The organism is Paraburkholderia sp. GAS42 (assembly GCF_050436565.1).
Taxonomy (GTDB): domain Bacteria; phylum Pseudomonadota; class Gammaproteobacteria; order Burkholderiales; family Burkholderiaceae; genus Paraburkholderia.
The window spans coordinates 209,456-231,918 of the sequence record NZ_JBNDML010000012.1 but is presented as its reverse complement, the minus strand read 5'-3'; the positions used below and the strand labels follow the sequence as shown (position 1 = coordinate 231,918).

The following is a 22,463-nucleotide window of genomic DNA, read 5'->3' as shown; positions in this document are numbered from 1 at the left end:
AGTGCGGATTGCCCGTGTGAAAGTAGGTAATCGTCAGGCTCCCCAGCAGCAACAGAAACCCCACCCCACAAAGGTGGGGTTTCTGCGTTTACCGCCCTCGAAACTACTGGTCCGTTGTCAGTCTCACGCCCTGGATCCGCGGGCGTGCACCCACACCAACCGCCTACACTTTCAGTCCGATTCGTGCCGTAGTTAGAAACGGCATCTGCCTCCCGGATCCGCGGCCAGCAACAGGCGTCGACATATCATTCGCGTCACACGGTCCGGGGCATGTTAAAGACGCAGCGGCCGAGTGCACCCGCATGCGGCCGCGCGTACCTCACCGAGACAGATATCGCAGCGCCAGTCGCACCCAGTACGTCGCGCCTACCGGCAGCAGGTCGTCGTTAAAATCGTAGCTCGCGTTGTGCAGCATGCACGGACCAGCCCCGTGGCCCGCTTCGCGATGGCCTCCGTCGCCATTGCCCAAAAATGCGTAGCATCCTGGCTTCGTCAGTAACATGAACGAAAAGTCTTCGGCACCCATAGTGGGTTCGACAGAGTCGTCCACGTTTTCCGTGCCAACGACCTCTCTCATCACATCGGCTGCGAATCGCGTTTCCTCGGCGCTGTTGATCGTTGGGGGGTAGTTTCGGTGGAACGTGATGTCGACCGTGCAGTCGTAAGCCTCTGCCGTACTCTCTGCTATTTTGCGCAGTCGCGTCTCGATCAGGTCGAGTGTCCCGGCCGTAAAAGTGCGAACCGTACCGCCAATCCAGGCGACGTCGGGTACCACATTGACCGCATCGCCAGCATGGATCTGCGTGATCGATAGCACTGCCGTGTCGAGCGGCTTTTTGTTCCGCGTGATGATGCCCTGCAGCCCATTGGCAATCTGGACGGCAGTGAATACCGGATCGCGCCCATTGTGCGGGAGCGCCGCGTGTGACCCTACGCCCTTGATTTCAATGCGAAATTCATTGCTCGACGCCATGATCGGGCCTTCGGTCACGCCGAAGTGTCCAGCCGGCATCCCCGGCCAGTTATGGATACCGAACACGGCATCGACGGGAAACCGGGTGAACAACCCGTCGTCGATCATTGCCTGCGCGCCGGCGCCGCCTTCCTCGGCGGGCTGAAAAATGAACGCGATCGTTCCGTCGAACTCACCGTGCTTCGCCAGGTGCCGGGCCGCGCCCAGCAACATGGCGGTGTGGCCATCGTGACCACACGCATGCATCTTCCCGTCGTTGCGCGACCGGTGCTCAAACGTATTGAGTTCATGCACTGGAAGTGCATCCATATCGGCACGCAGACCGATCGATCGCGAGCCATTACCACGCTTTAACACGCCGACCACACCCGTTTTGCCCAACCCCCGATGCACTTCGATGCCCCAATCGGTGAGACTCTTCGCCACGAGATCGGCCGTCTGGGTTTCCTCGTAGCGCAACTCAGGGTGGGCGTGGATCGTTCGTCGAAGCGTTCGAATTTCGCCGCTAGCGGCCTGGATTTCCGGGATGAGTTTCATGGTCGTTTGTGCGTCATTGGCTGCGTGTCGCTCGAGGCTCTTCGCTCGAGCCCGGGACAGATCATTCTACGCCGAACAGCCTTTTTGGCGGAACGGCACGGCCGGCGCGCGCCGGACGTAATAAAATTACGTGTTGCCCGCATTGCACCTCTCTTCCACGGATCCTCCATGAACGCTCCCGCCGCATTTGCCCGTGCAGTTTGCCCGCACGACTGCCCGGATACCTGCGCGATGCGCGTGACCGTCGAGAATGGCAGGGCGGTCAAGGTGACGGGCGATCCTGACCATCCGCCGACGCAGGGCGTGCTGTGTACAAAGGTGAGTCGTTACGCGGAACGCGTGCATCATCCGAAGCGGCTGACGACGCCGATGAAACGCGCCGGAAAGAAGGGGGAAGGGCGGTTCGAGCCGATCAGCTGGGACGAAGCCTTCCAGCTGGCGGCTACGCGCCTGTCGGAAATCGCGCAACGGGCACCCGAGGCGATCGTTCCGTACAGCTACGCTGGCACGATGGGACTTGTGCAGGGCGACAGCATTGCGCAGCGATTTTTCTACAAACTGGGTGCGTCGCAACTCGACCGTACGATCTGCGCGGCGGCCGGTGCAGCGGGACTCAAATATACGTACGGCGCGAGCGTCGGCATGCTCACGGAATTCTTCGAAGAGAGCGAGCTGATTCTGATCTGGGGCTCGAATCCGATCGCGTCGAATCTTCATTTCTGGACTCGCGCGCAGGAAGCGAAGCGCCGCGGCGCTCGCCTCGTCGCGATCGACCCTTACCGGTCGCTCACCGCGGAAAAGTGTCATCAGCACATTGCGCTGAAGCCCGGCACCGACGCGGCTTTGGCTCTCGGCATGATCCACGTGCTGATCAGCGAAAACCTGCTGGACCGCGATTATATCGACGCTCATACACTCGGTTTCGATGAGTTGGCGGAACGCGCCATGACGTATCCGCCGGCGCGCGCCGCACAGATCTGCGGTATCGATGAGCAGGTCGTTGTCGAGTTGGCGCGTCTTTACGGGCGCACAAAAAAGACGGCGATCCGTCTCAACTACGGTATGCAGCGGGTGCGCGGCGGCGGCAACGCGGTGCGCGCGATCGCCTGTCTGCCGTCGCTGACCGGCGCGTGGCGTGATCGCGCGGGTGGATTGCTGCTGTCGTCGTCGGGCTGGACGCCCGTCGATTCGCACGCGCTCGAGCGGCCGGATCTGATGCCCGGCTGGCCTGCAAAGCAGCCGCGTGTGATCAATATGAATGCGATCGGCGACGCGCTCACGCATCCGGGCGACGCTGTGTTCGGCCCGAAAGTCGAGGCGATCGTCGTCTATAACTCGAATCCGGTCGCGGTCGCGCCGGATTCTGAGCAGGTTGCTGCGGGTTTCGCGCGCGAGGATCTGTTCACGATCGTGCTCGAGCATTTTCAGACCGATACGGCCGATTACGCCGACCTGCTTCTGCCGGCCACGACCCAGCTCGAGCACCTCGACGTCCACAAGTCATACGGGCACACGCACGTGATGGTCAACCTGCCTGCAATCGCGCCCGTCGGCGATGCGCGTCCGAACACGGACATCTTTCGCGGCATTGCACGCGCAATGGCGCTCGACGAACCGGCGCTTTACGAAAGCGACGAAGCGGTCGCGGCTGGGGCGTTCCGCTGGAACGACGCTGCGCTCAAAGGTTTCGACTGGGAATCGCTCAAGAAGGCCGGCTGGGCGAAGCTGAATCTGCCGGATGCTCCGCTCGCCGATGGTGCGTTTCGTACCCCGTCTGGCAAGTGCGAGTTCTTTAGTGCGCGGCTCGCGCAGCAGGGGCTCGATCCGTTGCCCGATTATTTGCCGCCGTACGAATCGGCCGACGGCGCGCCCGAACTCGCGGCGCGCTTTCCGCTGGCGATGATCTCGCCGCCGTCGCGCAATTTCCTGAACAGCACGTTTGTGAACGTGGAAAGCCTTCGTGCAACCGAAGGTGAGCCGCATCTCGACATTCACCCGTCCGATGCACTTGGTCGCGGCGTCAACGATGGCGATCTGGTGCGCATCTTCAACGACCGCGGCTCGATGCAGGCTCGCGCCCGCGTGACGGAGCGGGCACGGGAGGGTCTCGTCGTCGGCCTGTCGATCTGGTGGAAAAAGCTCGCTCCGGACGGGCACAACGCCAATCAGGTCACGAGCCAGGCGCTGACGGATCTCGGTGGCTCGGCCACCTTCTATGACTGTCTGGTCGAAGTCGAGCGCGTCTGAGCACGGCGCCCTGAAGCGCCGAAAGCGTCACCGGCACGTCGATCTGCGGTTCGAGGGTCACGTCTAACCCGGGTTTCTTTCGAGAAGAACGCCGGGACACGCATGCTACGATGCGTGTTTTAGCACGACCATTCGAAAATATAAGGAGGAGACGCCGCATGGACAAAATCTGGCTGAAATCATATCCGCCCGGCGTTCCAGCTGAGATCGATCCGACGCAGTACGCATCCGTTGCCGACCTGCTCGAAGAGAGCTTCCGCGAGCATCGGGCAAAACCTGCCTTCGTCTGCATGGGCAAGGCCATCAGCTACGGCGAACTCGACGCACTGTCGCGCAAACTCGGCGCGTGGTTTCAGTCGAAGGGCATTGCGCGCGGCGCACGCATCGCGATCATGATGCCGAACGTGCTGCAATATCCGGTCGCCATCGCGGCGATCCTGCGTGCGGGCTATGTCGTCGTGAACGTGAACCCGTTGTACACGCCACGCGAACTCGAGCATCAGCTCAAGGACAGCGGCGCCGAAGCCATCATCATTCTCGAAAACTTTGCGAACACCTTGCAGGCGGTCGTCGGCAATACGTCGGTGAAGCATGTGATTGTGGCTGCGATGGGCGATCTGATGGGCGCAAAGGGCATGATCGTCAACTTCGTCGTGCGTCGTGTGAAGAAGATGGTGCCGCCGTGGAGTCTACCTGGGCATGTCCGTTTCAACGATGCAATCGCTGAAGGCGGCCGGCAGACGTTCCAGGCTGTGCAGCAAGGCCCGAACGATATCGCTTTTTTGCAGTACACCGGTGGCACGACCGGCGTCGCGAAAGGCGCGACGCTGACGCACCGGAATCTGGTCGCAAATGTCCTGCAATCGCACGAGTGGATGGACCCGGTGCGTCACGGCCGGGGTGAAATCGAGCAGTTCGTCACGGTCGTTGCGCTGCCGCTGTATCACGTGTTCGCGCTGACGGTCTGCGGGCTGCTGACGATCCGTACCGGCGGCCTCGGCGTGCTGATTCCAAATCCGCGCGACATCGGCGGCATGATCAAGGCGCTGCGCGGTTACGCGATCACGACGATCCCGGCCGTGAACACGCTGTATAACGCGTTGCTGAATCATCCGGATTTCTCGCACCTCGATTTCTCGAAACTGATCACCGCTAACGGCGGCGGCATGGCTGTTCAGGAGGCGGTCGCGAAACGCTGGTACGAGAAGACGAACACGCCGATCGTCGAAGGTTATGGCCTCTCGGAAACTTCCCCGTGTGTCACGTGCAATCCCGTGACCGTGACCGAATACAGCGGCACGATCGGCTTGCCGTTGCCGTCGACGGAAGTGTCCATCCGCGACGACGAAGGCAACGAAGTGCCGCTCGGCCAGCCCGGCGAAATCTGCATTCGTGGGCCGCAGGTGATGGCCGGCTACTGGAACCGGCCCGACGAAACGGCCAAGGTGATGACCGATGATGGTTTCTTCAAATCCGGCGACGTCGGCGTCATGAGCGAGAAGGGCTTCGTGAAGATTGTCGACCGCAAGAAGGACATGATTCTGGTGTCGGGCTTCAATGTGTACCCGAACGAGATCGAAGATGTCGTCGCCAGGCATCCGGGCGTGTTCGAGGTCGCCGCGGTTGGCATGCCGGACGAGCGTTCGGGCGAGGCGGTCAAGCTGTTCATCGTGAAGAAAGATCCGGCGCTCACTGACGAAGACCTGTTCTCGTTCTGCAAGACACAGCTGACTGGATATAAGCGCCCGAAGATCATCGAATTCCGCACGGAGTTGCCAAAAAGCAATGTCGGCAAGATTCTGCGACGTGAACTGCGCGATGGGCGGGCTTGAAACGGAGAGGTAAAGGTGTCGGTCGCGGCGTGTCAGTGTGTGCGATGGCTCGTCTCGATAGGTCGCTCCACGATTGCTCCAAAACGACGCGCCAAAGCAGAACTTGACGGCTTAACAGGCTCACGCCCGTTGAGCCGTTTTTTGTTGCGGTGAGATCAGCGGATGCCCGCGGGCGGGGCGTTGCAGAAGTCGGCACTTCAGCACACAGCAAAAACAGCGGGCGTAAAAAAAGGCGCCCGAAGGCGCCTTTGAGGCAAACAGCTTTGTTTACGACTTATTAGAACTTGTGACGGATACCGACGCGGGCCGTTACCTGGGTATTGCTCTTCGACGGGGTCAGGTTGTTGATCGCGGCGACTGCTGCACCACCGTTCGAGTCCGTACCCGAAGCCTTCTGATACACGCCGACGATGTAGACGTCGGTACGCTTCGACAGGAAGTAGTCCGAGCCCAGCGCGTACTGGAAGTACTTCGCGCCACCGGTGTTCGTACCGTTGTTGCGGTCGACGCTGCTGGCGTCCGTATAATCGAATGCCGCGCCAACCAGCAGAGCCGGCGTCAACTGATACTTGAAGTTGATTTCGCCGTTGTTGAACTTGGCGGAATTCTTGAAGCCACCCGGGTTCGGGCCCGACGACGCGTTGCCCAGACCCAGGAACTGCACGTTCGAGTACGTTGCACCGATCGTTGCTGCGCCGAACGTGTAAGCACCGCCCGCGCCGATGACCTGATACGTGTTAGCCGAAGCGTAGCCCGAGTAGACCGGCGACGAGATGAAGTTCGTCGTCGTTGCTGGCGTGCTCTGGCCGTTGTCGCCGAAGAAGCCATTGTTCGGATTACGTGCATTCAGGTAAGCCACGCCCAACACCAGCGGACCGTTGTTGTAGCCTGCGCCAACCGAGAAGAGCTGGTTGCGCGAGTAGGCGCCAGCGATGCCGCCGAGGCTATACACGCCGCCGAACGTGAAGCCGGCGTAGTTCGCGCTCGTGAACTTGATTGCATTGTTCACGCGGTATGCGTTGTTGAAGTTGTCCAGGTCGCCCGGGTGAGCAACGATGTAGCCGCCCCACTGGTCACCTGCTTCGAGCGGACCGACGTAGTCGACCACTGAGTCATACTGGCGACCGAGCGTCACGGTACCGAACTGGCTCGACAGGCCAACATATGCCTGACGGCCGAACATCAGACCTTGCGACGAACCCTTGTTTGCCTGGCCCAGTGCACCGTTGCTCAGGTTGAAGCCGTTTTCCAGAACGAAGATAGCCTTCAGACCGCCACCCAGATCTTCCGTACCACGCAGACCGAAACGGCTACCTTGCAGAACGCCGCTCGTCAGGTTGTACAGATGGCTGCCGCCCGAGTTTTGCGTCCAGTTGAAGCCTTCGTCAATAATGCCGTACAGGGTCACGCTGCTCTGTGCATGAGCGACGCCCGCAAACGTGCCCAATGCTGCCAGAGCGAGAAGCGACTTTTTCATCGAAATGATCTCCAAGGAATTACGAATCTTTTCTACAAGGCGAATATTTGTCATGCGTTGCTGCCTTGAATGTAACTTCGCGAGAAGTTGCACGTAATGTAACAAAACGACCTACCCGCACAAAGGAAAAGCCGACCACCCGGTAACCTCCTGTTTCGTTTACGCAACATGGGCTAAAATCATGGGTTATTCCCGCTCGCGGGGATTCTGCAAAAGCATGTTTTGTCGTGCAAAGACAAAGCCTTACGGAGCCTGACGCACATCGGGCAGCGCCGAAAATCGAGGGAGGCCTGGATGACGCTTGATGAACTGATTACCGAGCTGGATCGGGGTTTGCGTTCGATGACAGGGGTGTCACGGATGTCGCGCCCTGTTCCACTTCCACCGGTTGCAACCGACGCGTCGCAAGCGGTCGAAATGTCGCCAGCGGAACGTGCGCACGCCGCGGGTCTGATGCGCGTCAATCACGTTGGTGAGGTGTGCGCCCAGGCCTTGTACCAGGCGCAGAAGCTGGCCACCCGATCGCCCGCGTTAAAGGAAGCGTTCGAGCACGCCGCCCGCGAAGAGGAAGATCACCTCGCGTGGACGTCGCGTCGTCTCGAGGCGCTCGACTCGCGTCCGAGTCTGCTCAATCCCCTCTGGTATGCAGGCGCGCTCGCACTCGGTCTCGTAGCGGGCCGTTTTGGCGATCGCGTGAGCCTTGGCTTCATGGCCGAAACCGAAAAGCAGGTCGAGCATCATCTCGACGGCCATCTGGAAAAGCTGCCGGAAGCCGATCGTGAATCGCGCGCGATCGTCGAGCAGATGCGCATTGATGAAGCGGCGCATGGCAAGGCAGCGAAGGACGCCGGTGGTATCGATCTGCCGTTTCCAGTACGTGCGCTGATGCGTGCTGCGTCAAAGGTCATGACACGGACGGCGTATTACGTATAGTTGTACCGGTGGGACGGCGCGCAAGGCGCCGTCCTGCATCAGCATGGATTATCTGCCGCGTTTCTCCCTCTCTGTTCGCTTACGCGCTGCGCCTTTCCCCCGCACTTTTCACGTATCACCTTCACAAGTCGCAGTAGCTCATTCATTTATAACGATTTTCCGTTTTACATGCGACGTGAAGGAGTCGCGCTAAGTCCTTGTTCTAGCAAACAAAATTCCTCGAAAAAGCGTGTTTCTCCCTTGACCCGTGTTTAGCGTTCCTCTAAAGTGGGAGACAGTGTGAGAAAGTGTACATTTGTGTGATTTACCGGGTCATTTCAGGTAAATTTTCGAGATCGCGCGGGCGTCGTTCAACGTCCGGCAGCAATCATCTTGCGTGGGAGAGCAGAAGTGTTCCAAGGGGCGTCGGCGCTCACACTTGATGCGAAAGGACGGATGTCGGTTCCGTCCCGCTATCGGGATGCGCTGCAAGGACAGGCAGAAGGCCGGGTGACGATCACCAAGCACCCGGACGGCTGCCTGTTGCTCTTTCCTCGCCCGGAATGGGAGGTCTTCCGCGCGAAGATCGCCGCGCTGCCGATGGACGCCCACTGGTGGCGCCGGATTTTCCTCGGCAACGCGTCGGACGTCGATCTCGATGGCGCGGGCCGCGTGCTGGTTTCACCTGAGTTGCGGATGGCAGCGATGCTGGAAAAAGAAGTGATGCTTCTCGGTATGGGCAGCCACTTCGAGTTATGGGATGCGCAAACCTACGCCGCCAGGGAACAGGCGGCGATGGCGCAGGGCATGCCCGATGCGTTGAAGAATTTCACGTTCTGATCGCGGTTTACATATATGGCACCTGCGATGGGAAACGAACTGCAGCATCGCACGGTGCTGCTGGAAGAAGCGGTCGATGCGCTCGTCACGCGCACGGACGGCGTCTATGTGGACGGCACGTTCGGGCGCGGCGGTCATAGCCGTCTGGTGTTGAGCAGGCTGGGGGAAAGCGGGCGCCTGATCGCGTTCGACAAAGACCCGCTTGCGATCGCCACAGCACAGCAGATCGCCGATCCGCGCTTCGAAATCGTGCATGAGAGTTTTGCTTCACTGCGTGACGCGATCGCGGAGCGCGGGGTAGGGCGGGTATCGGGCGTGTTGCTGGATCTGGGTGTGTCGTCGCCGCAAATCGACGATCCGGAGCGGGGTTTCAGTTTCCGCGCCGAAGGCCCGCTCGATATGCGGATGGACCCGACGCGCGGCGAGTCTGCTGCTGACTGGCTCGCGCGGGCCACGGTGCAGGAACTGACGGAGGTGATACGAGATTATGGGGAAGAACGGTTTGCTTTTCAGATTGCAAAGGCGCTTGTTGCTCGCCGGGCAGAGTCCGACCGTCTTGGGCCTCTCGTCAGCACGGGCGAGCTTGCCCAAATCGTGGCTAACGTCGTCAAAACCCGTGAGAAGGGCAAGGATCCGGCAACCCGCACCTTTCAGGCTATACGGATTCACGTCAATCAAGAGCTTGCGGAGCTGCAAGTCGTTTTAGACGCAGCGCTGTCGTTGCTGGAGCAAGGGGGGCGGCTGGTGGTCATCAGCTTTCATTCGCTCGAGGACCGGATCGTCAAACGATTCATGCAGGCGCACGCGAGCGCGCCTGCGGTCGACCGCCGCCTGCCGATTCGTGCCGTCGATCTGCCCAGCCCGCCGCTCAGGATCATCGGCCGTGTGTTCGCCAGTGACGCCGAAGTCGTCGCGAACCCGCGTGCCCGTTCGGCTGTGATGCGCGTTGCGGAGCGTATCGCGCCATGAATCGCCTCAATATCTTCCTTCTGATCGTCGTGATGGGCTGCGCGCTTTCCGTTGTCAACGCGACCAATCAGCAACGCCAGATCTTCATCCAGCTGCAGCGGGCGCAGTCGCAGGAGCGACAGCTGCAGCAGGACTACTCGCAGCTTCAATACCAGCAGAGCGCGATGTCCAAGACGTCGCGCATCGAGCAGATCGCTACTACGTCCCTGAAGATGCAGTCGGCGACAACCGGCCGCACGCAATATCTGACGCTCGACCCGGGCGCAGTGAAAGCCGAGGACGCGCCGATGCCGGCGTCTGATGCTTTGGCATCGACCGCTTCCGCAGCCCGCCTGCGAGGTGTGCGATGAAAAAATCGACCAGCCGGAACGGCGGCAAGAGCGTCGCGTTCTCGTCGAACCCGATCCTCTCGGTGCGCCTGCCGATGTGGCGCTCGAAGCTCGTCGTGTTCCTGCTCTTCATGGCGTTCGTCGCGCTGACCGCTCGCGCATTCTGGATTCAGGGTCCGGGTAACGCGTTCTATCAGAAGCAGGGTGAAAGCCGCTATCAGCGCACGCTTGAACTGCCGGCCACGCGCGGCAAGATTCTCGATCGCAACGGCCTCGTGCTCGCGACCAGCCTGCCCGTGCGCGCAATCTGGGCGATTCCGGAATCCGTGCCCGACAATCTCGGCGCCGACAAGCTCGCCGCGCTCAGCAAACTGCTCGACATGACGCAGAAGGAACTGCGCGCGAAGCTCTCGGAAGACAAAACGTTCGTCTACGTGAAGCGTCAGGTGCCGGTCGACGTCGCGCAGAAAGTCGCCGACCTCGACATTCCCGGTATCTATCAGCGCGGTGAATACAAGCGCTTCTATCCGGAAGGCGAGATCACCGCTCACCTGATCGGTTTCACGAACGTCGAAGACGAAGGCCAGGAAGGCGTCGAACTCGGCGACCAGAAGCTGCTCGCCGGCATTTCGGGCAGCCGCCGCGTGATCAAGGACCGGATGGGCCGCGTGATCGAGGACGTCGACGAGCAGGTTGTGCCGCACAACGGCGCCGACGTCGATCTGTCGATCGACAGCAAGATCCAGTACATCGCGTACACGAACCTGAAAGCGGCCGTCGAGAAGTTCAAGGCAAAGGCCGGCACTGCGATGGTGATCGATGTACGCACGGGCGAAGTGCTGGCGCTCGTCAACTATCCGACGTACAACCCGAATGACCGCTCGCACCTGACCGGCGAACAGCTGCGCAATCGCATGCTGACGGACGTGTTCGAGCCGGGCTCGATCATGAAGCCGTTCACCGTATCGCTGGCGCTCGATCTGCATCGCGTCACGCCGACTACACTGGTAGATACGGGTCCGGGCCGTTTCATGCTGGACGGCGCGCAGATCACCGACGACAGCGCGTTTGGCGTGCTGACGGTCGGCGGCGTGATCCAGAAGTCGAGCAACATTGGCGCAACCAAAATCGCCATGACGCTCAAGCCGGAAGAGATGTGGAATATGTATACCAGCATCGGTCTCGGCCAGGCGCCGAAGGTCGGGTTCCCCGGCGCGGCGGTGGGACGTCTGCGCCCGTGGCACAGCTGGCGGCGCATCGAGCAGGCGACGATGTCGTACGGCTATGGCCTGTCGGCGTCGCTGTTCCAGCTGGCGCGCGCGTACACCGCGATTGCGCACGATGGCCAGATCGTGCCGGTGACGATTTTCCGCACGCCCGGCGACCAGCCGGCGCCCGGCACGCAGGTCTTCTCGCCGACTACCGCGCGTGAAGTCCGCGCGATGCTCGAAACCGTGACGGCGCCGGGCGGCACGTCGCCGGATGCGGCGGTGCCGGGCTATCGCGTCGGCGGCAAGAGCGGCACGGCGTACAAGCACGGCGGCCACGGCTACGACAAATCGAAGTACCGCGCGTCGTTCGTCGGCATGGCGCCGATGCCGAATCCGCGCATCGTCGTCGCCGTTTCGGTCGATGAACCGACCGCGGGCAGCCACTTTGGCGGTCAGGTGTCGGGCCCCGTGTTCTCATCGATTGTCGGCGATACGCTGCGCACGCTGAACGTGCCGCCGGATATGCCGGTCAAGCAGATGGTCGTGTCCGACGATACGGCGCCGCCTGCCACACCGGCTGCGCCGCCCGCCGCGGCGGCTGCCGCGAAAAAACTGGCCACGGGCGCTGGCGGCGCGAAGAAACTCACCATCGCGGATAACGCGAAGACCCGTCCCGGAGTCGTTCGATGAGCGCGCTGCGTTCTGCGCATCCGGCGCACCGGCAGATCGCCGACGCGCTCACCTGGCTGCACGCCCGCGTGCAGCCAGCGGCGCATCTGCACGCCGATACGCGCTCGATCGCGGCCGGCGACGTGTTTCTCGCGTACGCCGTCGACGGCGCGGACAACCGCCCGTTCATCGACAACGCGATCGAACGCGGCGCGACGGCCGTGCTGGTCCAGCCCGAAAACTTCACCGCCGCGATCGATCCTGCGACGACGCTCGCCGTCCCCGCGCTGAACGAACTCGCCGGCTCCATTGCCAGCGCCTGGTACAACGATCCGAGCGACGCGATGCTCGTCGTCGGCGTGACGGGCACGAATGGCAAGACGTCGTGCAGCCAGTGGATCTCGTCGGCGCTGACGGCGGTTGGCACGCGCTGCGCGATCATCGGCACGCTCGGCAGCGGCATGCCGGGTCAACTTGTCCACACCGGTTTCACCACGCCGGATGCGCCGCAACTCCAGCGCAGTCTCGCGCAGTTGCGCGACGCGGGCGCGCAGGCGGTCGCGATGGAAGTGTCGTCGCACGCGCTGCATCAGGGGCGCGTGAACGGCACGTCGTTCGACATCGCCGTGTTCACGAATCTCACGCAGGATCACCTCGATTATCACGGCACGTTTGCCGCGTACGAAGCTGCGAAGGTGCGTCTGTTCGACTGGCCCGGCCTGCGCTGCGCGGTGATCAATCGCGACGATGAAGCCGGTCGCCGTCTGCTGGCCAACGCGAAAGGCAAAATCCGCACGATCGGGTATGGCATCGAAAAAACGCATGAAAACGCGCTAGCCGATGCGTCGCTCGTCGCCTCGAACGTCCGCGCGACCGCAACCGGCACGGCCTTTCATCTGACGACTTCCGAATGGGGCGATGCCGACATCGAAGTCGCGACGCTCGGCGCGTTCAACGTAAGCAATCTGCTCGGCGTGCTGGGCGCGCTGCTCGCCGCCGACGTGCGGTTCGACGCCGCGCTGAAGGAACTGGAAAAGCTGGAGCCGGTGAACGGCCGCATGCAGCGCCTCGGCGGTCGCTTGCAGAATGACGAGCCACTCGTCGTGATCGACTACGCGCACACACCCGACGCGCTCGAAAAGACGCTCGACGCACTGCGCCCGATCGCGGTCGCGCGCGGTGGCGAACTCGTCTGCATGTTCGGCTGCGGCGGCGATCGCGATGCGACGAAGCGTCCGTTGATGGGCGCAATCGCCGAAAAGTTCGCAGACGCGGTCGTTGTGACGAGCGATAACCCGCGCAGCGAAGATCCGGCGTCGATTATCGACCAGATTGTCGCCGGCATGAAGGACGCGTCGAAAGCACGCCGCATCGACGACCGCGCGAGCGCGATCCTGCATGCGATCCGCCACGCCGCGCGTGAGGACGTGATCGTGCTGGCCGGCAAAGGGCACGAAGCCACACAGGAAATCATGGGCAGGAAACGCGCTTTCTCCGATCAGGACCACGCACGCCTCGCGCTCGCCGCGCGTGCGACGCAGGCTCGCGGAGGTGGCGAATGACGATGTATTCGCTACGCGAAGCCGCGGCGCTGATTCCGGGCGCGACCGTTCTCGGCGACGAATCGGTCACGTTCGATCGCGTGTCGACCGACAGCCGCACCGCTGGCCCCGGCGATCTGTTTGTCGCGCTTAAAGGCGACCGTTTCGACGCACACGACTTTCTGTCCGAAGTCGCTGAGCGTCACGTGAGCGCCGCACTCGTTACCCGCAGTCCGGGCGACTGGCGCGTGCCGGCGTTGCGCGTCGCGGATACGCGGGTCGCGCTCGGTGCGCTCGCGCGCGGCTGGCGTCGCAGGTTTTCGATGCCGCTCGTCGCCGTCACCGGCAGCAACGGCAAGACAACGGTCAAGGAAATGATCGCGTCGATTTTCGCTGCAGCTGTCGGCGAACAGGCACGGCTCGCTACGGCTGGCAATTTCAACAATGAAATCGGTCTGCCGCTCACGTTGTTCCGTCTCACTGAAGCGCATCAGCTTGCAGTCGTCGAACTCGGGATGAATCATCCGGGTGAGACCGACCTGCTCGCGAAGATCGCCGAGCCGACCGTCGCGGTGGTCAACAACGCGCAGCGCGAGCATCAAGAATTCATGGCGACTGTCGAAGCCGTCGCGCTCGAACATGCGAGCGTGATCCATGCGCTGAAGCCGGAAGGTGTGGCCGTGTTCCCCGCCGACGACACGTACGCGAGCATCTGGCGCGTTGCGGCCACGGGCAGTCAGATCATCGACTTCGCGCTCAATACAGCGGAGCGCACCACCGAAGCGGCGGTAACCGGCACGTTCGACGGCAACCGTCTGAGCGTCGATACGCCGAAGGGCCACATCGAAGTCGCGTTGCAGGTGCTTGGCGATCACAACGCGCGCAATGCGCTCGCGTCGACGGCCGCGGCGCTTGCGTCGAACGTATCGCTCGATGCGATCAAGCGCGGTCTCGAAGCATTCGGCGCCGTGAAGGGCCGCCTGCAGGTGAAGCGCGCTGCGTCCGGTTCGTTCGCCGGCGCAACGGTGATCGACGACACCTACAACGCCAATCCCGATTCGATGCGCGCCGCGATCGATGTGCTCGCATCGCGGCCGTCGCCGCGCGTGCTGGTGATGGGCGACATGGGTGAAGTCGGTGATAGCGGCCCGGCGTTTCATCGCGAAGTTGGCGCGTATGCAAAGGAACGCGGTATCGAAACGCTGCTCACCACCGGCGACGCCACGCGTGACGCATGCAGCGCGTACGGCGCACAGGCGCGTCATTTCGATGACGCCGCCGCGCTGGTCGCGCATCTGCAACAGGCTGGCTTCGGGCCGGCAACAACGATTCTCGTAAAAGGCTCGCGCTTCATGAAAATGGAACGCGTGGTGGACGCCGTGACGAGTCCACAACCCTCCGCACCGGGCACGACGCCCGGCGCACACTGAAATAGAAGGACCGAGGCATGCTTCTGGCGCTGGCGCAATGGCTGCAGAATGACGCAAGCTTTTTGCGCGTGTTCAGTTATCTGACTTTTCGTGCCGTCGCGGCGACTATCACCGCGCTGGTGATCGGGCTCGTCTGTGGCCCGGCCGTGATCCGCAAGCTGACGGCGATGAAGGTCGGCCAGGCTGTCCGCATGGACGGCCCGCAGACTCACCTCGTCAAATCCGGTACGCCGACGATGGGCGGCGTGCTGATCCTGCTCGGCATCGCAGTCGCGACGTTGCTGTGGGCCGACCTGACCAACCGCTTTATCTGGATCGTGATCCTCGTCACGTTCGGCTTCGGCGTGATTGGCTGGGTCGACGATTACCGCAAGGTCGTCTATAAGGATCCGCGCGGCATGTCGTCGCGTGAAAAGTATTTCTGGCAGTCGGTGATTGGTCTGTTCGCGGCTGTGTATCTCGCGTTCAGCGTGTCGGAAGCGAGCAACGTGCGGGTGTTCGACCTGTTCATGGCGTGGGTGAGGAGCGGTCTGTCAATGGGCCTGCCCGCGCGCGCCGACCTGTTGCTGCCGTTCGTCAAGTCGATCAGCTATCCGCTTGGCGTGTGGGGTTTCATCGTGCTGACGTATCTCGTGATCGTCGGCGCGAGCAATGCCGTGAATCTCACCGATGGCCTCGACGGTCTCGTGATCATGCCGGTCGTGCTGGTCGGTGCGTCGCTTGGCGTGTTCGCTTACGTGATGGGCAGCTCCGTCTACTCGAAATACCTGCTGTTCCCGCATATTCCCGGTGCGGGCGAACTGCTGATCTTCTGCTCTGCGATGGGCGGCGCCGGGCTCGCATTTCTCTGGTACAACACGCACCCCGCGCAGATGTTCATGGGCGACGTCGGCGCACTCGCGCTCGGCGGCGCGCTCGGCACGGTTGCCGTGATCGTGCGCCAGGAAATCGTGCTCTTCATCATGGGCGGCATCTTCGTCGCCGAAACGCTGTCGGTGATGTTGCAGGTGACCTGGTTCAAATACACCAAGCGCCGTTTTGGCGAAGGGCGACGCCTCTTCAAGATGGCGCCGCTGCATCACCACTTCGAATTGTCAGGCTGGAAGGAGACGCAGGTTGTCGTGCGTTTCTGGATCATCACGCTGATGCTGTGCCTGTTCGGTTTGTCCACGCTGAAGCTGCGTTGATCTGATCGACGCTGTTCGGCCATTGCAGTGAAATAAAGGGAAGCAAGCGATGTTTGGCGAGAAGTTTCGGGATCGGCAAAAGCCGATGGTGCTCGTGCTGGGACTCGGTGAATCGGGTCTCGCGATGGCGCGCTGGTGCGCGCGCCACGGGTGCCGGCTGCGCGTTGCCGATACGCGCGAAGTGCCGCCGAACCTGTCCGGGCTCGAAGCGCACGGCGTCGATGCCGACTTTGTCGGCGGCCCGTTTTCGCCTGTGCTCCTTGAAGGCGTGGAACTGGTGGCGATCAGTCCGGGCCTGTCGCCGCTGGCTGCTGATCTGCTGCCGCTGATCGCCGAAGCGCGCGAAAAAGACATCCCCGTGTGGGGCGAACTCGAATTCTTCGCGCAGGCGCTGAAGACGCTCGGCGAAAACGGCTACGCGCCGAAGGTGATCGCGATCACCGGCACGAACGGCAAGACCACGACGACAAGTCTCACCGGCCTGCTGTGCGAACGCGCCGGCAAGAAGGTTGCGGTGGCGGGCAATATCAGCCCGGCCGCGCTCGACAAACTCACCGAAGCAATCGACAGCACGGCGCTGCCGGACGTCTGGGTGCTTGAACTGTCGAGCTTCCAGCTGGAAACCGCGCATACGTTTGCTCCCGATGCGGCGGTCGTGCTGAACATCACGCAGGATCACCTCGACTGGCACGGCGGACTGGACGCGTACGCCGCTGCGAAGGGCCGCATCTTCGGACCGGAAACCGTCCGCGTGCTGAATCGCGACGACGCACGTGTCATGGCGCTTGCGCCCGCAGGGGGCGCCCCGAAGGAAGTCCCCCTGGGGGACGCCGTGCCGGTGGTCACGTTCGGCCTGGACGAACCAACGCGCGCCGGCGACTACGGTTTGCTACGCGACAACGCGATGAACTGGCTCGTCGAAGCGCACGACCGCGACGCCAGCGACGAACCGCAACCGACACGCCGTCGCAAGCACGAAACCACGACGCCGCCGAACATCGCCCTGAAGCGGCTGATGCCCGCCGACGCGCTGCGCATCCGCGGTCTGCACAACGCAGCGAATGCACTTGCGGCGTTTGCACTCGCCCGCGCGATCGGCCTGCCTGGCGCGCCGCTGTTGCATGGCCTGCGCGAGTACCGTGGCGAGCCGCATCGCGTGGAACTGATCGCATCGATTGAAGGCGTCGATTACGTCGACGACAGCAAGGGCACGAACGTCGGCGCGACGGTCGCCGCGCTCGACGGTCTCGCGCAACGCGCGGTGCTGATCGCCGGCGGCGACGGCAAGGGCCAGGATTTCGAGCCGCTCGCCGCGCCCGTGATGCGCTGGTGTCGCGGCGTGATGCTGATTGGCCGCGACGCGCCGCTGATCCGCGCGGCGCTCGGGGAAACCGGCATCGCACTCACCGATCACGCCACACTGGAAGACGCCACGCGCGCCGCGAGCGCGCTTGCGCAACCGGGCGATGCGGTACTGCTTTCGCCGGCCTGCGCAAGCTTCGACATGTTCAAGGGTTATGCGCATCGTGCCGCGGTGTTCCGCAGCACGGTCGAAGAAATCGCTGCTGAACGGGGGACGATGATATGAGCTGGTCCGAACGTTTCGGCTCACGCCTCGAAAAACAGCGCGGCTCCGCGGGTGGCGAGAGCGTGTCCGCGCGCTCGACGGTCAGCGGCCTCGCCAGCGCCGTCAACGGCGTGCGGCCGCTGCGCTCGCGCATGCTCGACTACGATCACTCGCTGTTGTGGGTGGTGATCGCGCTGCTCGGCCTCGGCGTGGTGATGGTGTATTCGGCGTCGATCGCGATGCCCGATTCGCCGAAGTACGCGGCGTATCGCGACTACGCGTTCCTCGTGCGCCATCTGGTGTCGCTCGGTGTAGCGGTGGTCGCGGCGGTCATTACGTTCCGGATTCCGATCTCCGTGTGGGACAAATACGCGCCGAAGTTCTTCCTGATCGCACTGCTCACGCTCGTGGTCGTGCTGATTCCGCATATCGGCAAGGGCGTGAACGGCGCGCGCCGCTGGATTCCGCTTGGCATCACGAACATGCAGCCGTCGGAAATCATGAAGCTCGCCGTGACGATCTACGCGGCGAACTACACGGTGCGCAAACAGGAATACATGCACAGCTTCGCGAAGGGCTTCCTGCCGATGGCGGTTGCCGTCGGTCTGGTCGGCGCGCTGCTGCTGCTCGAGCCGGACATGGGTGCGTTCATGGTGATCGCGGCGATCGCGATGGGCGTGCTGTTCCTCGGCGGTGTGAACGGCAAGCTGTTCGGCGGGCTGGTCGCCACTGCAGTGGGCACGTTCAGTCTGCTGGTGTGGGCGTCGCCGTGGCGTCGTGAACGGATTTTCGCGTACCTCGATCCGTGGGACGACCGCTATGCGCAGGGCAAGGCGTATCAGCTGACGCACTCGCTGATCGCGTTCGGACGCGGCGAGTGGTTCGGCGTCGGCCTCGGTGGCAGTGTCGAGAAGCTCAACTATCTGCCGGAAGCGCATACCGACTTCATCCTCGCGGTGATCGGTGAAGAACTCGGTTTCGTCGGCGTGCTCGTCGTGATCCTGATGTTCTACTGGATCGTGCGTCGCTCATTCGAGATCGGCCGTCAGGCGCTCGCGCTCGACCGCACGTTTGCGGGGCTGGTCGCGAAAGGCGTCGGCATCTGGTTTGGCGCGCAGACCTTCATCAACATGGGCGTGAACCTCGGTCTTTTGCCGACCAAAGGTTTGACCCTGCCGCTCGTGAGCTACGGCGGCTCGGGCATTTTGCTGAACTGCGTCGCGCTGGCGGTGCTGATGCGTGTCGATTACGAGAATCGTGTGCTGATGCGTGGGGGAAAGGTATGACCACGACGCAACAGCGCACGCTGATGGTGATGGCCGGCGGCACCGGGGGACACGTGTTCCCGGGGCTCGCGGTCGCGCACCGGATGCAGGCGTGGGGCTGGCGCGTCGTCTGGCTCGGCAATCCAGCGGGCATGGAAGCGACGCTCGTCCCGAAGCACGGCATTCCGATGGAATTCGTGCGCTTCGGCGGTCTGCGCGGCAAGGGGCTCAAGACGAAACTGATGCTGCCGCTGAACCTGCTGCGCGCGTGTGTGCAAAGTTTGAGCGTGCTGCGTCGTGTGAAGCCGGACGTCGTGCTCGGCATGGGCGGATACATCACGTTCCCCGCCGGTTTGATGACTGCGTTGAGCGGCCGTCCGCTCGTTCTGCATGAACAGAATTCGATCGCGGGCCTGACGAACAAGGTGCTCGCGAAAGTCGCAAAACGCGTGCTGGTCGCGTTTCCGGATGCGTTGCCGCATGCCGAATGGACAGGTAATCCGATTCGCGAGGAACTTGCGCTCACATTGGCACCCAAAGCACGCTACGCACAACGTAGTGGCCCGCTGAATCTGCTGGTCGTTGGCGGCAGTCTTGGGGCGGCGGCGCTGAACGAAGTCGTGCCGCGCGCGCTTGCGCTGCTCGCGCCGGAGCAACGTCCGCGCATCGTGCATCAGGCGGGCGCGAAGCATATCGACGCATTGAAAGCGAACTACGCGGAAGCCGGTTTGCAGACCGGAGAAGACCTGCAACTCGCGCCGTTTATCGACGATATGGCTTCCGCCTATGCGAAAGCCGATCTCGTGATCTGCCGTTCAGGCGCGATGACGGTCGCCGAAATTGCAGCTGTGGGCGTAGCGGCGTTTTTCGTGCCGTTCCCGCACGCAGTAGATGATCACCAGACAACCAATGCAGCGTTTCTCGCCGACCACGGCGCGGCGCTGCTCGTGCAGCAACGCGACCTGTCGGCGGACAACCTCGCCGACTGGTTGCGCAGCCAGACGCGGGAAAGCCTCGCGGACATGGCGGAGCGTTCGCGCTCGCTCGCGAAACCCGATGCCACCGAGCAGGTCGCGCAGATCTGCGCAGCCGTGGCGGGTGTAATCCCGAGCTTGAGCCCGGAAGGAAGGCAACAATGAAACACATCGTTAAACATATTCACTTTGTCGGTATCGGCGGCGCCGGGATGAGCGGCATCGCCGAGGTGCTCGTCAATCTCGGCTACCAGGTGAGCGGCTCCGACCTGTCGCGTAACGCGGTCACCGACCGTCTTGCTGCCCTCGGCGCCCGCATTGCAATCGGCCACGACGAAGCGAACATCGAAGGCGCGAACGCAGTCGTCGTGTCGACGGCTGTGCGCAGCGACAACCCGGAAGTGCTCGCCGCACGTCACCGGCGCATTCCGATCGTGCCGCGCGCCGTGATGCTCGCGGAACTGATGCGCCTGAAGCAGGGCATTGCGATTGCCGGCACGCACGGCAAGACGACGACCACGTCGCTCGTCGCGAGCGTGCTGGCTGCGGGCGGTCTCGATCCGACGTTCGTGATCGGCGGACGCCTGATCAGCGCGGGCGCGAATGCGCGGCTCGGCACAGGCGATTTCATCGTCGCTGAAGCGGACGAATCGGATGCGTCGTTCCTGAATCTGTTTCCGGTGATCGAAGTCATCACGAACATCGACGCCGATCACATGGACACCTACGGCCACGACTTCGCGCGGCTCAAGCAGGCGTTCATCGAGTTCACGCATCGTCTGCCGTTCTATGGCATCGCGGTGCTGTGCGTCGACGATCCGAACGTGAAGGAGATCCTGCCGTTCGTCTCGAAGCCGATCATCCGTTACGGTTTTGCACCCGACGCGCAGGTGCGCGCGGTCAACGCCGTAGCGAAAGATGGCCGCATGCATTTCACCGCGATGCGTGAAGACGCAGCGCCGATCGACATCGTTTTGAACCTGCCAGGCACGCACAACGTACAGAACGCACTGGCCGCAATCGCAATTGCGACTGAACTTGAAGTAAAAGATGCCGATATCCAGCGAGCACTCGCGGATTTCAATGGCGTCGGCCGACGCTTCCAGCGTTACGGCGAAGTGCCGGCATCGGATGGCGGCACGTACACGCTCGTCGACGACTATGGGCATCACCCGGTTGAAATGGCCGCGACGGTCGCGGCGGCGCGCGGTGCATTCCCCGATCGCAGGCTGGTGCTGGCGTTTCAGCCGCACCGCTTCACGCGCACGCGCGACTGCTTCGAAGATTTTGTGAAGGTGCTCTCGACGGTCGACGCCTTGGTGTTGACCGAAGTCTACGCGGCCGGTGAAGCGCCGATCATCGCCGCCGACGGCCGGGCGCTCGCGCGTGCGCTGCGCGTGACGGGCAAGGTCGAGCCGGTATTTGTCGAGACGGTGGATGAAGTGCCGGATGCGCTCGCAGCATTGGTGCGCAGCGGCGACGTAGTGATCACGATGGGCGCGGGTTCGATCGGCGGTGTGCCGGGTCGGATCGCCCAGGAACAGAAGGCTTGAGATGAGCAGCAATATCGATCCGAAAACCTTCGGCAAGGTGGCCGTGCTCCTCGGCGGAAATTCCGCTGAGCGCGAGGTGTCGCTGAAATCCGGCCGCCTCGTGCTGCAAGGTCTGCGCGATGCCGGCGTGGACGCGCATCCGTTCGATCCGGCCGAGCGTCCGCTCGCCGCGTTGAAGGACGAAGGTTTTGTGCGCGCGTTCAATGCGCTGCACGGCGGCTATGGTGAGAACGGCCAGATTCAGGGCGCGCTCGATTTCTATGGCATTCGTTACACGGGCAGCGGCGTGCTCGGCTCGGCGCTCGGTCTCGACAAGTTCCGCACGAAGCTCGTGTGGCAGCAGCTCGGCGTGCCGACGCCGCCGTTCGAAGCCGTGCTGCGCGGCGACGACTACGCAGCGCGCGCCAATGACATCGTCGCGAAGCTCGGCTTGCCGCTCTTCGTGAAGCCGGCGAGCGAAGGTTCGAGCGTCGCGGTCATCAAGGTGAAGCGCGCCGGCGCATTGCCCGCCGCGCTCGCCGAAGCCGCGAAGTTCGACAGGATCGTCGTGGTGGAGAAGAGCATCGAAGGCGGCGGCGAATACACCGCGTGTATCGCAGGCGATCTCGATCTGCCGGTGATCCGCATCATTCCGGCGGGCGAGTTTTACGACTATCACGCGAAGTACGTCGCCGACGACACGCAGTATCTGATTCCGTGCGGTCTGACGCCCGACGAAGAAGCGCGTCTGAAAGTGCTCGCGCGCCGCGCGTTCGACGTGCTCGGCTGCACCGACTGGGGCCGCGCCGATTTCATGCTCGACGCGAGCGGCAACCCGTATTTCCTCGAAGTGAACACGGCGCCTGGCATGACCGATCACTCGCTGCCGCCGAAGGCGGCGCGCGCGGTCGGCATCAGCTACCAGGAACTGGTGGTGAAAGTGCTGTCGCTGACACTGAAGGACTGACGGT

The 22,463-nt window shown here is 62.7% G+C and carries 17 protein-coding genes; 15 read left to right on the top strand and 2 right to left on the bottom strand.

The features are described from left to right. Positions 1 to 319 precede the first annotated feature (319 nt). Positions 320 to 1,510, bottom strand: coding sequence for a M20 aminoacylase family protein (locus tag P3T16_RS19490; RefSeq protein ID WP_429343484.1), 1,191 nt, complete (start codon positions 1,508 to 1,510; stop codon positions 320 to 322). Positions 1,511 to 1,678: 168 nt separating this feature from the next. Between P3T16_RS19490 and P3T16_RS19485 the strand changes: the two genes are divergently transcribed. Further along, positions 1,679 to 3,757, top strand: coding sequence for a molybdopterin-containing oxidoreductase family protein (locus tag P3T16_RS19485; RefSeq protein ID WP_429343483.1), 2,079 nt, complete (start codon positions 1,679 to 1,681; stop codon positions 3,755 to 3,757). A 158-nt stretch (positions 3,758 to 3,915) separates the two neighbouring features. Beyond that, positions 3,916 to 5,589: a long-chain fatty acid--CoA ligase gene (locus P3T16_RS19480; protein ID WP_429343482.1), complete on the top strand. Its 1,674-nt coding sequence runs from the start codon at positions 3,916 to 3,918 to the stop codon at positions 5,587 to 5,589. Between the two features lie 277 nt (positions 5,590 to 5,866). Here P3T16_RS19480 and P3T16_RS19475 read toward each other — a convergent pair whose 3' ends face one another. Continuing rightward, positions 5,867 to 7,066: a porin gene (locus P3T16_RS19475; protein ID WP_429255555.1), complete on the bottom strand. Its 1,200-nt coding sequence runs from the start codon at positions 7,064 to 7,066 to the stop codon at positions 5,867 to 5,869. A gap of 294 nt (positions 7,067 to 7,360) precedes the next feature. On the opposite strand from P3T16_RS19475, the gene coq7 reads away from it, so the two are divergent. The 13 genes from coq7 to P3T16_RS19410 all read left to right on the top strand — a co-directional run bounded on the left by coq7 (position 7,361) and on the right by P3T16_RS19410 (position 22,459). Beyond that, positions 7,361 to 7,999, top strand: a complete 639-nt coding sequence (gene coq7 / locus P3T16_RS19470; RefSeq protein ID WP_429255554.1) for a 2-polyprenyl-3-methyl-6-methoxy-1,4-benzoquinone monooxygenase — start codon at positions 7,361 to 7,363, stop codon at positions 7,997 to 7,999. 390 nt (positions 8,000 to 8,389) lie between these two features. Beyond that, positions 8,390 to 8,818 (top strand): division/cell wall cluster transcriptional repressor MraZ, encoded by a 429-nt coding sequence (mraZ, locus tag P3T16_RS19465; protein WP_429343481.1) that lies wholly within the window; start codon positions 8,390 to 8,392, stop codon positions 8,816 to 8,818. Positions 8,819 to 8,833: 15 nt separating this feature from the next. After that, on the top strand, positions 8,834 to 9,787 hold the full coding sequence (gene rsmH, locus P3T16_RS19460; RefSeq protein ID WP_429343480.1) for a 16S rRNA (cytosine(1402)-N(4))-methyltransferase RsmH: 954 nt from the start codon (positions 8,834 to 8,836) through the stop codon (positions 9,785 to 9,787). After that, positions 9,784 to 10,137 (top strand): cell division protein FtsL, encoded by a 354-nt coding sequence (gene ftsL / locus P3T16_RS19455; RefSeq protein WP_429255551.1) that lies wholly within the window; start codon positions 9,784 to 9,786, stop codon positions 10,135 to 10,137. The genes rsmH and ftsL overlap by 4 nt, the downstream gene beginning before the upstream one ends. After that, positions 10,134 to 12,017 carry a peptidoglycan D,D-transpeptidase FtsI family protein gene (locus P3T16_RS19450; protein ID WP_429255550.1) on the top strand — a complete coding sequence of 628 codons (1,884 nt, stop codon included), beginning with the start codon at positions 10,134 to 10,136 and terminating at the stop codon, positions 12,015 to 12,017. The genes ftsL and P3T16_RS19450 overlap by 4 nt, the downstream gene beginning before the upstream one ends. After that, positions 12,014 to 13,558 (top strand): UDP-N-acetylmuramoyl-L-alanyl-D-glutamate--2,6-diaminopimelate ligase, encoded by a 1,545-nt coding sequence (locus P3T16_RS19445; RefSeq protein WP_429343479.1) that lies wholly within the window; start codon positions 12,014 to 12,016, stop codon positions 13,556 to 13,558. Before P3T16_RS19450 ends, P3T16_RS19445 begins: the two co-directional genes overlap by 4 nt. Further along, positions 13,555 to 14,967 carry a UDP-N-acetylmuramoyl-tripeptide--D-alanyl-D-alanine ligase gene (locus P3T16_RS19440; RefSeq protein WP_429255548.1) on the top strand — a complete coding sequence of 471 codons (1,413 nt, stop codon included), beginning with the start codon at positions 13,555 to 13,557 and terminating at the stop codon, positions 14,965 to 14,967. The genes P3T16_RS19445 and P3T16_RS19440 overlap by 4 nt, the downstream gene beginning before the upstream one ends. Before the next feature lie 17 nt (positions 14,968 to 14,984). Continuing rightward, complete coding sequence (gene mraY, locus P3T16_RS19435; protein ID WP_429255547.1) at positions 14,985 to 16,154, top strand: phospho-N-acetylmuramoyl-pentapeptide-transferase; 1,170 nt, start codon at positions 14,985 to 14,987, stop codon at positions 16,152 to 16,154. Positions 16,155 to 16,203: 49 nt separating this feature from the next. Continuing rightward, positions 16,204 to 17,742: a UDP-N-acetylmuramoyl-L-alanine--D-glutamate ligase gene (gene murD, locus P3T16_RS19430; RefSeq protein ID WP_429343478.1), complete on the top strand. Its 1,539-nt coding sequence runs from the start codon at positions 16,204 to 16,206 to the stop codon at positions 17,740 to 17,742. Next, positions 17,739 to 19,007 carry a putative lipid II flippase FtsW gene (gene ftsW, locus P3T16_RS19425; protein ID WP_429255545.1) on the top strand — a complete coding sequence of 423 codons (1,269 nt, stop codon included), beginning with the start codon at positions 17,739 to 17,741 and terminating at the stop codon, positions 19,005 to 19,007. Before murD ends, ftsW begins: the two co-directional genes overlap by 4 nt. Then, a complete protein-coding gene (gene murG, locus P3T16_RS19420) occupies positions 19,004 to 20,125 on the top strand; it encodes an undecaprenyldiphospho-muramoylpentapeptide beta-N-acetylglucosaminyltransferase (RefSeq protein ID WP_429343477.1) in 1,122 nt (373 codons plus the stop codon). The genes ftsW and murG overlap by 4 nt, the downstream gene beginning before the upstream one ends. Further along, on the top strand, positions 20,122 to 21,513 hold the full coding sequence (gene murC, locus P3T16_RS19415; RefSeq protein WP_429255543.1) for a UDP-N-acetylmuramate--L-alanine ligase: 1,392 nt from the start codon (positions 20,122 to 20,124) through the stop codon (positions 21,511 to 21,513). Before murG ends, murC begins: the two co-directional genes overlap by 4 nt. 1 nt (position 21,514) lies before the next feature. Then, positions 21,515 to 22,459 (top strand): D-alanine--D-alanine ligase, encoded by a 945-nt coding sequence (locus P3T16_RS19410; RefSeq protein WP_429343476.1) that lies wholly within the window; start codon positions 21,515 to 21,517, stop codon positions 22,457 to 22,459. Positions 22,460 to 22,463 lie beyond the last annotated feature (4 nt).

Excerpts from the sequence above, each read along its gene's own strand:
- P3T16_RS19490 (WP_429343484.1), bottom strand. The coding sequence starts at position 1,510 with ATGAAACTCATCCCGGAAATCCAGGCCGCTAGCGGCGAAATTCGAACG.
- P3T16_RS19485 (WP_429343483.1), top strand. The coding sequence starts at position 1,679 with ATGAACGCTCCCGCCGCATTTGCCCGTGCAGTTTGCCCGCACGACTGC.
- P3T16_RS19480 (WP_429343482.1), top strand. The coding sequence starts at position 3,916 with ATGGACAAAATCTGGCTGAAATCATATCCGCCCGGCGTTCCAGCTGAG.
- P3T16_RS19475 (WP_429255555.1), bottom strand. The coding sequence starts at position 7,066 with ATGAAAAAGTCGCTTCTCGCTCTGGCAGCATTGGGCACGTTTGCGGGC.
- coq7 (WP_429255554.1), top strand. The coding sequence starts at position 7,361 with ATGACGCTTGATGAACTGATTACCGAGCTGGATCGGGGTTTGCGTTCG.
- rsmH (WP_429343480.1), top strand. The coding sequence starts at position 8,834 with ATGGCACCTGCGATGGGAAACGAACTGCAGCATCGCACGGTGCTGCTG.
- ftsL (WP_429255551.1), top strand. The coding sequence starts at position 9,784 with ATGAATCGCCTCAATATCTTCCTTCTGATCGTCGTGATGGGCTGCGCG.
- P3T16_RS19450 (WP_429255550.1), top strand. The coding sequence starts at position 10,134 with ATGAAAAAATCGACCAGCCGGAACGGCGGCAAGAGCGTCGCGTTCTCG.
- P3T16_RS19445 (WP_429343479.1), top strand. The coding sequence starts at position 12,014 with ATGAGCGCGCTGCGTTCTGCGCATCCGGCGCACCGGCAGATCGCCGAC.
- P3T16_RS19440 (WP_429255548.1), top strand. The coding sequence starts at position 13,555 with ATGACGATGTATTCGCTACGCGAAGCCGCGGCGCTGATTCCGGGCGCG.
- mraY (WP_429255547.1), top strand. The coding sequence starts at position 14,985 with ATGCTTCTGGCGCTGGCGCAATGGCTGCAGAATGACGCAAGCTTTTTG.
- murD (WP_429343478.1), top strand. The coding sequence starts at position 16,204 with ATGTTTGGCGAGAAGTTTCGGGATCGGCAAAAGCCGATGGTGCTCGTG.
- ftsW (WP_429255545.1), top strand. The coding sequence starts at position 17,739 with ATGAGCTGGTCCGAACGTTTCGGCTCACGCCTCGAAAAACAGCGCGGC.
- murG (WP_429343477.1), top strand. The coding sequence starts at position 19,004 with ATGACCACGACGCAACAGCGCACGCTGATGGTGATGGCCGGCGGCACC.
- murC (WP_429255543.1), top strand. The coding sequence starts at position 20,122 with ATGAAACACATCGTTAAACATATTCACTTTGTCGGTATCGGCGGCGCC.
- P3T16_RS19410 (WP_429343476.1), top strand. The coding sequence starts at position 21,515 with ATGAGCAGCAATATCGATCCGAAAACCTTCGGCAAGGTGGCCGTGCTC.